Genomic DNA, 11,852 nt, shown 5'->3' on the forward strand with positions numbered 1-11,852 from the left:
TGAAGCGATGCCGCTCGGCAAAGTGTTCGTGAAGACCGCGCGCGACGCCGGGGTCGAATGGACGGTCACCGCGAGCCACGAACTGATGGAGTTGCTGGCGGATCCGTCGATCAATCTCTCCGTGTGCACGACGGAAAACAGCCGCCTGATGCTTTACGCCTATGAAATCTGCGACCCCTGTCAGGCCGACGAGTTCGGCTGTGCGATCGACGGCGTGACGGTCTCGGACTTTCTCTTCCCGACCTGGTTCGAGACTTTCCATCGCAGCGGCGGCGCGGTTCCGTTCGATTACTGCGGGCGCATCGGCGCGCCGTTTGTCCTCTTGCCGGGCGGCTATGCCAGCGTGCTCGACACCACCAATCCGGCCGCCGGCTGGACGGAAAAAAGGGGACCGGCCGCGACGATCGCGGGCGCGCGCTTCGCCGGGCGGCCCGCGGTCAAGGGTTCGCGCCGCGAGCGGCGCGGCGCGGCGCGGCCGGATGGATCGCGAGCGAGTTGAAAAGCGCGCTCGCGGGAGGCGCCACGGCGGCGGTTACCGCGGCCGCACCCGCGGGAGCGGCAGCTGCGCGAGGAGGCGCGGCGGCCGCAACATGGCCGCCTCCGCTCGCGACTCCGCGCCTGCTGCGGCAGGCCGACGCAGCGGGGAAATCGATCCTGCATATCGAAAGGCCAGGCGCGCAAAGCAAACCCGTGCCGGACGAGATCAAAGCGATACTGGACAAGCTAGAGGCCGCCAGCGGGAACGCTCTGCCGCGCGCCCAGTCGGTTATCGCCGCGCTCAAGGCCGCGCTCGATCAAACCGCACCCAGCAAACTCGTCGACACGCTCAAGAGCGCGCAGCCGCACCAGTTGCAGCTTTCGCTGCTGGCGGCGGCGATGACCTCCGAGGCGCCGCCGGCGCGGCCGATGAGCGCGATCGACGCGACCGACTTCTATCAGTACGGGAACTTCATCCGGGATGGCTCGGGACGTTCTTCCATCTGCTGGAATCGCGGCCGCTGCCGTTCCCCACCCATATCGCGCGCAACATCAGCCCGATCGTGCGGATCGGCAACGCGGTGACGATCGCGATCGCCGGCGACTGGGGCACCGGCAACCCCTCCTCGCGCAGCATCGCCCAGCGCATCGCCGACCTCAGGCCCGACCATACGATCCATCTGGGCGACATCTACTACGCCGGCGCCGAAAGCGAGGTGCGCAACAAGTTCCTCGCGCTCTGGCCGGCGGGTGTCAACGCCAACGCGCCGTCATTCGCGCTCAACGGAAATCACGAGATGTACTCGAGCGGCGTGAGCTACTTCCAGATCGCGCTTGCCGATCCGCGGTTCAAAGCGCAGCAGGGGCTGAGCTACTTTTCTCTGCAGAACGATCACTGGACCATAATCGCGATCGACACCGCCTATTACGCGCACGACCTCTACCTCAACGGCTTCATCGACACCGACGTTCAGCTCCCGTGGCTCGCGACCCTGACGCGCGCCGCGCGCCAGGCCGGCCGCCGCGTCATCCTGCTCACCCATCACGCCGGCATCGACGTCGAACCGGCGGGCGCCGGCGTCAAGATCACCGTCGCGGATTGTGGAACCAGGTGCTCCAGGCGACCGACGGCGGCCCCGATTACTGGTACTGGGGACACGTCCACGCCGGCTACGCGCTGGCGCCGTTTCCGATCGGCGGCGGGCGCAATCTGATGGCGCGATGCGTCGGGCACTGCGGCGTGCCGTGGCTGCCGTTTGCCGCCGAGACCGGGCTCGGCGCCGCCGGCTTCACGCTGGAGTGGGCCGAGAACCGCAACGCCAAGGACGTCGAAGAGCCGGCGCGCGCGCTCAACGGATTCCTGATGCTGCGGCTTAGCGGCGATCAGCTCGTCGAGGAATTTCGCGACGAAAACGGCAATCTACGCTGGCGCCGCTAGTGTGACGTCCCGCAAATAACTTGCATATCCAGAAAAGCGTCAAGGTGTCATTCCGAGACCGGGACTCCTCGCTGCGCTCGGAATGACCGCCTCGAGATAGCGTCAGGGTGTCATTCCGAGGGAGTCAGCGACCGAGGAATCCCGGATCGTTATTCGTTCCTTCGTGGAAGGCGAGATTCCTCGCTGCGCTCGGTAATGACCGCCTCGAGATCCTGGGCTCAATCTTATTTCCGGGACACCATGCCAGCCGCTCATGCCTATGCGGCGGCCTCGTCGTCGCACTTTTTGCAGTCGAGTTCGACGCCGAGCCGGCTCTGACGTCCCTCTGCGGTCGTCACCCACGGACGCTGCTGCCAGGGCGGCTGATGGCGCACGTGCTGCGTGTGTCCGCACTCGAGGTCCGCGACCCAGTCGGCCTGCTCGTCCAGATGAAACCCGATGATCTTCCGTTTCATCGCTCCGGCATCTCAGGCGGATCCTATTTGCCGGCTTTCTCGGTCACGGCCTCGTCGAACATCGACTGCTGCTCCGGCTGTTCGGTCGCGCTTTCGACTTCGGCAGGGCTGAAGAGACCGGGCCTCTCGGCATAGGGCCTGAACTTGGCGTAAAGCTCGGCGAGCTTGGCCTGGTAGTATTCGACGTTTTCGTCGGGATTGGCCGGGTCGTATTCTGCGGCCAGGCGCGCCGCCGCGCTCACTTTGACCCGGGTTCCGCGGCCCGCAACGTAATAGGAAATCTGGTCGCCGCTCAAGTACGGGCGCGGGGCCTTGAGCGCCAGTTCGTAGGCCGCCGAGACGTTGCGCCGCTTGCCGCCGATCTTGTCACGGTAGGTTTCGGGCGAGTCCTGCAGCGTCTCGGTCTTCATCAGGTCGCCGATACCGAAGGCGTGGCGCGCCAGGCGATCGCGCCAGCCCTCGTAGAGCTCCGGGATTTCGCCGGCGCGCTGCTCCAGCATCAGGCGGAACATCTCCTCCATGAAGCGGCGCTGGAACCGCTCGAGGCCGCGCGAGCGCAGCCCCGAGCCGCGAATCGTCATCTCGCCCGATTCCTCGAGCAGCACGTAGTTCTTCATCTTGTAGGAGAACATCGCGGGATAGCAGCCGTCGATCTCGAGCCGCACGCCCTCGGGCATCGCGGCGCCGATCCGCTCGATCAGGCTCTGCGCGGCGGCGGCCTCATCGACGCCCGGCGGCGCGACGAAATAGATGCCGTCGGTATCGACCTCGATCACCTGCGCGCCGGCGTCCTCGAGCGCGGCGACCGCGGCCTGGATAAGCTCCCGTCCGCGACGAGTGACGGCATTGGCCTGGAAGAAGTCGTTGAAATGGCCGAGCGAAAAGCCGAGGTAGCCGTAAAACGAATTGATGAGGATTTTGAAGGTCTGCTGGAGCGCCTCGAGGTTGCGCCGCGCGGCGCCGTCGAGTTCGCGCACCGCCGCCTTGGCCTGGATGCGGAAGCTCCGCAAGTCGCCCAGCGCTTTCAGGAACACGCCGAGCCGGTCGCCCGCCGGCGCGTGCCCGTAATGCAGCATCAGCGACGGGTACAGCGACGTCACGTCGCAATGCAGCACGCGGCGCGCGACGCCGCAGCGCCGGACCTCGGTGTACCCGCCCATCACTTCGCTCGGGGCCTGCGGCGAGGGAATCGAATGGCGCGCGGCCAGGTAGGCGCGCATCAGCAGCGCGTCTATCCGGGTTGCGTTCCCGCGCAGCATCACGTTCTGGAAGGAGTAGGGGAAAATCTGCGCCTGCACGAAATAGCTCGGCGCGAGCAGCCCCGCGAGCGCAGCGGTCTCGCGCACGTCGCCCACCGCGTAGGCGAAAAGCTCTTCTGGCCGATGGTCGAAGCAGTCGCTCACGCGCGCGGCGTCGATATAGACGCGGTCGGCGGCGGCCACGTGAAAATGCTGCGCCAGCTCCTTCAGCCCGAAGCCCTCGAGCTCGCGGCTCGCGATATCGTAGTGCTGAGCGAGGATCCAGGTATCGACGATGCTGCGGCCGCGGATGTCGTAGCGGCGGTAGGCGATCGAGCGCTCGGCGATCTGCAGGCGCGAGGCGCGCGCGCTCATCTCGCTGCGGTCGCGGCCGAGCGCGAGCTTCACCCGATGGCGCCGGGCGCGCGCTTCGAGATACTCGAGATCGAAACGGAAGAGATTATGGCCCTCGATAACGTCGGGGTCGCGCGCGGCGACGATCCGCACCAACTCTTCGAGCATCGTGCACTCGTCCATCTCGTCGCCGCGCAATACGCGTTCGTAGCCGGCCGAATCGCGGAGCGCGATCGCGATCACGCGGTCGCCCTCCCGCGCCGCGGTCGGAAACTCGAAGCCCGGACTGATGTAGGTTTCGATATCGAGCTGCATCCGGCGCAGATCGTCGAATTCCATCCCGATGAAAAACGCGGAGCCGCTCAGGATGAGGTGCTGCTCGACCGGGTCCGTAAGCACCAGGTAGGGAGCGTCGGAAACGCCGAGCGATTTGCCGGTGAGGTTGCGCAGATGGCGCCGCGCGGCTTCCAGCGCGTCGAGGCGCTCGAATGTCGCAAGCCATCGCAGACGGAAATTGCCCTCAAGCGGTTCGACCCGGTACGGGGCGCGAAGGCCGTTGAGCATCCCCGGTTCCGCCAGCAGGGCGAAGAGCCTGAGCGGGCGGCGCTCACGCGTCAGATCGGCGCCGAATCGGCGGTAGATTTCGACCTCGCCCGGCGGAACAACCTCGACCGCGACGATCCCGCGTTCCGCGGGATCGCCGAAGAGCAGCCGGTTGTCGTAAAACTGCCGGCAGATCTCCTGGTAGTGGTTCATCGCAGCTTCCGGAGGCGAATTGTGGCGCGCCAGCGGGCGATATCACAACCGCGCCGTCCGCTCACCGCCATTGATTCCGCGGTTGCCATACCCGTGGCAATCGATCAAAGAGGATCATGCAAAGAGGATTGTGCGAAACGGATCGCGAAGTTTCCCGGCGGAGGCACATTATGGGCCGCGGTAGTATCAGTCATTTGGCGCTAACAGCCAGCGATTTGGTCCGCTCGACGGAGTTTTTCGACAAGGTTCTGGGCTTCATGGGCTATACGCGGGTCGAGGTGCGCGAGGAAAATCAGCAGTTGATGAAGACCCGGCTGAACGCATGGACGAGCCCCAATGGCTCCGTCACGCTACGCCCGGCGAAGGGAGATTCCGCGCGCAAGAGGCATGACCGCGACGCGCCGGGCCTGAACCATATTGCGTTCAATGCAGACGATCGGGCCGACGTCGAGCGCATGCACAGCCTGCTCAGGGAGATGGGCGCGCAGATCCTCGATCCGCCGGCCGAGTATCCGTATTTCCGGGGATATTTCGCGGTTTACTTTGCCGATCCCGACGGGGTGAAGTTCGAATTCGTTCACTGGCCGCGATCCTGAGAGACTCGCGGTCCAAGCGGTCACAGAGCGCGGAGCCATAGCAGGCCCGCGATGAACCCGGCGTAGGCCGCGCCTCCCACTACCAGGGTCGGCGTTCCCAATACGCCGTCGCGGAGGTTGGCGTAAAGGAGCGCAGCCGAAAGAACCGCGATCGCGCCGGCCAGCAGTTCCGGCGGGCTCAGATGCCAGGGCGTGAAGACGAGGCCGAGTGCGACCGGGATGCAGCTCTGAAAGACCATCGCGCCCGTAATGTTGGCCAGCGCAAGATTGTCCTTGCCCTGACGAATCCAGACGACGGCGTTGTATTTTTCGGGCAATTCGGTGGCGAGCGGGCTCAGGATGAGCGAAAGCACGCCGGCGCTCAGGCTGGCGTGTTGTGAAAGAAAAACGATCTGATCGACGAACACGTACGCACCGAGCAGAATCGCGATCACACCGAGCAGCACCTGGATCACGGTGGTGCGGCCACCCGGGTCGCGCGGATTACCTCCAAACAGGCGCTCCAGGTGCAGCCCGTACTCGACCGAAGTTCCAGCGTCGCGTCTGAGCCTAAGGATCACCAGCGCATAGCTCGCATACACCGCGAGCAGCATCGCACCGACGATGTAGCGGGCGGCCGGGGGCAGCCTGGTCATCCCGAGGAGCAACGTCGCGATGAATACCGGCATGAAGAATGCTAGGTCACGCCGGGCGTCAATTCGCGGAATGTGGAGCGCGCTCCGCCCGCGGCGGCCGCGGAAGCCAAGCGCGGCTACTCCCATCACGAACAGCGCAATAGTCGAAAGCATCAGCGGCGCCCCGACGATCGCACCGACTCCGACTTCGCTATGAGCCCCCGGCATACCGCGGCTCATGAGCAGCGCGACCGCGGGAATCAGCGTCTCGGGCAGGGCGGTACCGACAGCGGCGAGCAGGCTCCCGACAGCGGCCTCGGAGAGGCTCAGGTGATGGCCCGCCCATTCGACCCCGTTGGTGAACATCTCGGAGCCCGCGAGGATGACGGCGAAGCTCGCCAGCAGGATAACGATATGAATCGACAACCGATGCCACCTTCACAAGCAAGACCGAGGCCGGACCGCGCCGCGCGGCCCACCATCTTATGAACTTTGAAGCAAGCCGTCACGCCAGGCAAACGGCGCGCGGGAGCACGCTTCCCCGATGCGCGAGGACGAAATAGTTGCTAAATTGGATTGGTGGGGTCGGTATGGGGTGGATAGCCTACAAGCAGATCAAGGCAAAAGAGCCTGCTTTGACTTGCCTGGCGACGATCCATATAATGGGGTGCTTTGCCACAGACGGTCCCGCTTATTCAATTTGATCTTCCTGAAGCGGCGCGCAAGGGGTGCTCGCCGGGTTTTCCCCCGCGTGCCGCAGGCTCCCATATCGATCGACCCGCCCGCGACAGCCGGGTAAGACGGCAGAACGGACACTAGCAGTATGAAGCAAAAGTACGAAGGGAAGGATCTTCAAGGCCTGGTGGACCTCGGCCGCGAGCAGGGCTACCTGACTTTCGATCAGGTCAATGATTTCCTGCCTCAGGACGTGGCCTCGCCCACCGATTTGCGCGCCGCGCTCGAGAGCTTCGAGGACATGGACATAAAAGTTCTCGAAGAGGTCCCCACCGAGGGGGCCGAGGGCGAGGTCGAGGCGGAACCCGAGAAAGAGGCCGAAGAAGAGACCACCGAGGCAGCGGGCGATTCGTCCGACCCAGTACGCCTTTATCTCAAGGAGATGGGCAACTTCCAGCTGCTCTCGCGCGAGCAGGAGGTTGAAATCGCCAAGCGGATCGAGGCCGGCGAGCAGGAGGTCGAAGAAGAGGTCCTCAAGTCGCCCGTAACGCTGGATTTTTTGATCGACCTCGGCGAGCGCATCGAAGCGGGCGAGGCCGACCTGCGCGACATCTTCGAGGAAAGCGAAGAACCGGCGGATCCGGATGAAGAGCGCGGGCCCGAAGCCAACGAGAAGCTGCTCAAGAAGCTCCACGACTCGACAAAAAAACTGAAGGACCTGCGAAGCAAGCTCGAAGACCTGGAAGAGGAGTTGCGCGAGCGCCCGGGCCCGCGGCGCAAGCCGAAGCTCGAGCGCAACTACCAGCGTACGCGCGAGCGGGTCAAGGCCGCATTGATCGCGATGGGGCTCTCGCGCCACGTGCGCGACGCAGTGATCGCCGAGATGCGCCATCAGCTCGACCAGTTCCGCCAGGCCCATCAGATCGTTCAGCACTACGAGGAGGCGACTGGCCGCTCCAAGACCCAGCTCATCAGGGAAGCCGCCGAAGCCGAGGATCGCCGCCACGTGCTCAAGGTCAACGGCACCCGCGAGAACCTGCTCGACATCGCGGCGCGCATCCGCGAGGCGCAGCGCACGATGAAGGCAGTCGAACGGCGGGTCAAGACCAGCGGCGACGAGTTCAGCCGCTCGATCGAGGTCATCGCCGCCGGGCAGCACAAGAGCCGACGCGCCAAGAAGGAGTTGACCGAGGCCAACCTGCGCCTGGTCGTGAGCCTGGCCAAGCGCTACACCAACCGCGGCCTGGGCTTTCTCGATCTGATCCAGGAAGGCAACATCGGCCTGATGCGCGCGGTGGACAAGTTCGAGTACCAGCGCGGCTACAAATTTTCGACTTACGCGACGTGGTGGATACGCCAGTCGATGTCGCGCGCGATCGCCGACCAGGGGCGCACCATCCGCATCCCGGTGCACATGGTCGAGACCATCAACAAGCTGCTGCGGGTCACGCGGCTGCTCGTCCAGCGGCTGGGCCGCGAGCCGGGCCCCGAAGAGATCGCCGAGCAGATGGAGATGCCGCTCGACAAGGTCCAGAAGGTGCTCAAGATCGTCAAGGAGCCGATTTCGCTGGAGACTCCGATCGGCGACGAAGAGGAGAGCTCGCTCGGCGATTTTGTCGAGGACGAGTTGGCGCCCTCGCCGGTCGAGGCCGCGATCCAGGGCAACCTCGGCGAGCAGACGCGCAAGGTGCTGGCAACGCTGACGCCGCGCGAAGAGCAGATTCTGCGTATGCGCTTCGGCATCGGGCAGAAGACCGACTACACCCTGGAAGAAGTCGGCAAGCAGTTTGCGGTAACGCGCGAACGGATCCGGCAAATCGAGGCCAAGGCGCTGCGCAAGCTGCGCCAGACCGGGCGCTCGCGCAACCTCGAAGGCTTCATGGAGCGCGAGTAGCCGCGCTCAACGCGGCCGGCGCGGTCCATATACCGCGAGCGAGTTGCCCTTCCATATCAGCTCATGACCGTCCAGCGCGCGCTGGATATCGGGCCACCATACCAGCATGTTGCTGTAGCCGGGGCTGATCACGACGACGATGCGCTGCGCGCCGTCTATCTGGCGCATCAGGCGGGCGAGCTGATCCGGCATCAGCTCACCCGGCGTGAAATGGTTGGCGAAGGGCGGCTCGAACAGGGGCGATAGCACCGGCGCGGATCCCATCGCGGTGAGCACCAGCGCGCGACGGCTGGCATCCTCACCGCCGACCGCGCGCTTGACTTGTTCCCACTCCCGCACCTCTTCGGCTGACGCCCACATCCCGGCCGTCACCGGGCTGCGCGACGTGCTGCGCCATTGCCCATTGATCTGCGCGAAATGCGAGACGTTACCGAGCAGCGCCATAGCGGCAAGCAGACCCGCGATTCGCGCCGACAGAAGATCGCGGACGCTGGTCGCAGCGGCGCCCATCACCAGGATGTAGCAATAGTAGCGCCAGCTGACCTCGGAGCCGAAAAAGACCGTGACGAAGGTCACATGCAGGACGGCGCAGGTCAGAACGAATTCGGCGGAGCCGGTAAGGACGAACTGGTCGGCGGCGCCGGCGATGTCGCGCGCGCGCGGCGCCAACGCCAGGCTCCGTAAGGCCCTCAGCCCCGCGACGATCAACCAAAGGCTTGCAGCGATCCAAAAGCCGACCACGGTGAAGACGTAAAAGGGGAGTCCGAGTTGCGGTTGATACCAGAAATCACGGCCGACCCCGCGAAAAAGCCCGGAGGCTTGATTATGATGCGCCGCCATCCCGGCGAGCGGCAGGATGGTCTTCGCCAGCGCAAGCGGACCATAGACTGCGCACAGGATGAGTATCACGATACCGCCGGTGATTGCCGCGGGCGCAATCACGTGCAGGATCCGCGGCCAATCAACTGACCAACCCTGCAGCCGACTCCCGCGATCGTCGGGCCCCCGGCTCTCCCACAGCAGTCCGAGCAGCAGCACGAAGCCATAGAGGTACGCCATGCTGGGATTGACGAAGCAGGACGCCGTCGCCAGCGCGAGCGCGCGCGAGCGCCTTTGCGCCGCCTGTTCGGCGAGCGCGTTGGAGAGCAGCGCGGCCTCCAGGGCATAGGTCAGCGTGAAGGTCGGAAACGCAAACGGCATCGCGAACATCAGCAATCCGATGCCGGGCGCGCCCAGGCGCAGCGCCGCCGCCATCCGCGCCATCCCGATCGCGACCATGAGCGCGCAGATGACCATGATCGCTTCGTTCGACTGCGCCGTCGCGCCAAAGAGCGCAAACCACGCCTGCGCCAGCATTATCGGCAGGAGTCCCCAATGGTAGCCGAAATCGATTGCCGGACGGCTGCCGTGTCCGACCAGGTATGCGATCGAGAGGAAATCGCCCCGGTCGGCAAAGGCGTTGGCGTCAAAACCCATATCTGTAGGCAGACGAAAGAGCGCGCACGCCAGCATTTCCGCGCCGAACAGGAGGCAAAGCCTCAACGCGCTGCGGCGGCCTTCCGGAGCGCGCGGCAGCGGCGCCGCGCTCGCCGACGGGGATGCCTGCTCGGGCGCGCTAGCCAATCGCCCGGGCCTCGCGCAGACGGGTTAGCTCCTCGGCGCTGAAGCCGCGCGCCGCAAGGACCTCGGCCGTATGCTCGCCGACGAGCGGCGGCCGCGTGATGCGGCCCGGCGTTTCGGAGAGTTTTACTCCGAGTCCGGTCGTCATGAACTCGCCGCGGACCGGATGCGGCAGTCGCAGCAGCATCTCTCGCGCCGCGATCTGCGGATGGTTGAACATTTCCTCCAGCGTCATGATCGGACCGGAGGGGATGCCCGCGCGATTGAGCAAGTCGATCCAGTAGGCCGCCGTGTTGGAGGCGAGCGCGCGATTGATCTCCACGGTCAGGGCCGCGCGGTTCTTTATCCGATGGCCGAGCGAGGAAAAGCGCGGATCGTCTTTAAGCTCGGGCCGCCCGATCGCGTCGGCCAGCGCCCGCCACATTGCCTCGTTGCCGCAGGCGATGTTGAAAGGGCGGTCGGAGGCGGCGTGGACGCCGTGCGGCGATGCGAGCGGATGATGGTTGCCGGCGGGGCCGGGCGCGCGCCCGGTATCGAAGTAGATTCCCGCCGACCAGGTGAGCACGCTGACGATCGCCTCGAGCAGCGAAGTATCGACGCGCTGACCGCGGCCGCAGCGATGGCGCGCCTCGAGCGCGAGGAGGATTCCCTGCGCGGCGAAGATTCCGCCCAGCAGATCGCAAATCGCAATCCCGACCCGCATCGGCCCGCTCTCCTCGGTCCCGGTGACGCTCATCAGGCCCGAGAAGCCTTGCGCGATCTGGTCGAAGCCCGGAGTATCGCGCATCGGTCCGCTCGCGCCGAAGCCCGAGATTGAGCATGCGATGATCCGCGGATTGCGCGCGGCAAGCGTCTCGTAGCCGAGGCCCATCGCCTCCATCACGCCGGGGCGAAAATTGTCGATCACCACGTCGGCCTGGCCGGCAAGACGAAGCATCACGTCTCGGCCCGCGCTCTGGCGCAAATCGATCTGCACGCTCTTCTTCGAACGGTTCGTGCTCATGAAAAAATAGCTGTCCTTGCCGGTATAGCCGCCCATCTCGGCACGCGCGCCTTCGACCGGCTCGATCTTGATGACCTCGGCCCCGTAGTCGCCGAGTACCTGCGTGCAGAACGGGCCAGCCAGGTAGCGGGTGAGATCGATGACCGTGATTCCGGCAAGCGGGGGAGAATCGGGCATCGCGCTTGGAACCTCCTGTCGGCAACCGATGGGCGCAGCCGATCGGAATCGACGGCAGCGTGCAACCATCCAATCGATGCGATGACCATATATCGGATGGAGCGGCCCGGCGAAACGAGGGCCCCAGGGCCGGCTCGATCGTGGATGACAACGGGGCGACGCCGGTGTTAGCATCGGGCCATCTCGCCCACGGAGGACCCCTATCGTGGCAGTCATGCGCATCGGGCACGTCTCGGTTCGAGTAACCGACATCGAAAAGGCGCGCGACCATTACTCCAACGTGATCGGACTCATCGAGACTCATCGCGAAAGCGGCGGAACGACGTACTACAAGGCATGGGATGAATGGGACCGCTACAGCGTGATTCTGACTCCCTCCGATCATGCCGGGGCCAACTACATCGCATACAAGGTGGAACGCGACTCCGAACTCGACACCTTCAGCGACGCGATCGCGGACTGGGGCATCGAGGTCGAGGAACTGGCGCCCGGTGCAATCCCGTTCGTGGGCCGCGCGATCCGTTTCTCCCTGCCGAGCAGTCATCGGATGGTACT

Annotated in this window: 12 protein-coding genes; 7 read left to right on the forward strand and 5 right to left on the reverse strand. The window is 65.1% G+C overall.

The annotated features are described in order from the left end of the window. Positions 1-7: 7 nt before the first annotated feature. The 4 genes from VMI09_11010 to VMI09_11025 are packed head-to-tail and all read left to right on the forward strand — an operon-like array spanning position 8 to position 1,915. Complete coding sequence (locus VMI09_11010) at positions 8-499, forward strand: hypothetical protein (protein HTQ25217.1); 492 nt, start codon at positions 8-10, stop codon at positions 497-499. Further along, positions 496-1,062, forward strand: a complete 567-nt coding sequence (locus VMI09_11015; protein HTQ25218.1) for a hypothetical protein — start codon at positions 496-498, stop codon at positions 1,060-1,062. The genes VMI09_11010 and VMI09_11015 overlap by 4 nt, the downstream gene beginning before the upstream one ends. Beyond that, positions 1,041-1,691, forward strand: a complete 651-nt coding sequence (locus VMI09_11020; GenBank protein HTQ25219.1) for a metallophosphoesterase — start codon at positions 1,041-1,043, stop codon at positions 1,689-1,691. Before VMI09_11015 ends, VMI09_11020 begins: the two co-directional genes overlap by 22 nt. Further along, the gene (locus tag VMI09_11025; protein HTQ25220.1) at positions 1,691-1,915 is read left to right on the forward strand and encodes a hypothetical protein; all 225 of its coding nucleotides are present in this window, start codon (positions 1,691-1,693) and stop codon (positions 1,913-1,915) included. Before VMI09_11020 ends, VMI09_11025 begins: the two co-directional genes overlap by 1 nt. Before the next feature lie 257 nt (positions 1,916-2,172). Here the strand turns inward: VMI09_11025 and VMI09_11030 are convergent, their stop codons facing one another. Together VMI09_11030 and VMI09_11035 are read right to left on the reverse strand one after the other, a co-directional pair. Next, entirely contained in the window at positions 2,173-2,370 is a 198-nt protein-coding gene (locus tag VMI09_11030) for a DUF3565 domain-containing protein (protein HTQ25221.1), read from the reverse strand. 23 nt (positions 2,371-2,393) lie between these two features. Then, a complete protein-coding gene (locus VMI09_11035) occupies positions 2,394-4,718 on the reverse strand; it encodes a DNA polymerase domain-containing protein (protein HTQ25222.1) in 2,325 nt (774 codons plus the stop codon). Positions 4,719-4,888: 170 nt separating this feature from the next. Between VMI09_11035 and VMI09_11040 the strand changes: the two genes are divergently transcribed. Next, complete coding sequence (locus VMI09_11040) at positions 4,889-5,314, forward strand: VOC family protein (GenBank protein ID HTQ25223.1); 426 nt, start codon at positions 4,889-4,891, stop codon at positions 5,312-5,314. 20 nt (positions 5,315-5,334) lie between these two features. Here VMI09_11040 and VMI09_11045 read toward each other — a convergent pair whose 3' ends face one another. Continuing rightward, positions 5,335-6,354 (reverse strand): sodium:calcium antiporter, encoded by a 1,020-nt coding sequence (locus tag VMI09_11045; protein HTQ25224.1) that lies wholly within the window; start codon positions 6,352-6,354, stop codon positions 5,335-5,337. A 397-nt stretch (positions 6,355-6,751) separates the two neighbouring features. Here VMI09_11045 and rpoD point away from each other — a divergent pair, with 397 nt between their 5' ends. Beyond that, positions 6,752-8,497, forward strand: a complete 1,746-nt coding sequence (gene rpoD, locus VMI09_11050) for an RNA polymerase sigma factor RpoD (protein ID HTQ25225.1) — start codon at positions 6,752-6,754, stop codon at positions 8,495-8,497. A 6-nt stretch (positions 8,498-8,503) separates the two neighbouring features. On the opposite strand, the gene VMI09_11055 is transcribed toward rpoD, so the two are convergent. Next, entirely contained in the window at positions 8,504-10,120 is a 1,617-nt protein-coding gene (locus VMI09_11055; GenBank protein ID HTQ25226.1) for a hypothetical protein, read from the reverse strand. After that, positions 10,113-11,297 carry a CoA transferase gene (locus VMI09_11060; protein HTQ25227.1) on the reverse strand — a complete coding sequence of 395 codons (1,185 nt, stop codon included), beginning with the start codon at positions 11,295-11,297 and terminating at the stop codon, positions 10,113-10,115. Before VMI09_11060 ends, VMI09_11055 begins: the two co-directional genes overlap by 8 nt. A 214-nt stretch (positions 11,298-11,511) precedes the next feature. On the opposite strand from VMI09_11060, the gene VMI09_11065 reads away from it, so the two are divergent. Then, a partial coding sequence (locus VMI09_11065) for a VOC family protein (GenBank protein HTQ25228.1) occupies positions 11,512-11,852 on the forward strand: 341 nt, incomplete at its 3' end.

The sequence above is a fragment of the Candidatus Binataceae bacterium genome (genome assembly GCA_035500095.1).
GTDB lineage: Bacteria > Desulfobacterota > Binatia > Binatales > Binataceae > JAKAVN01.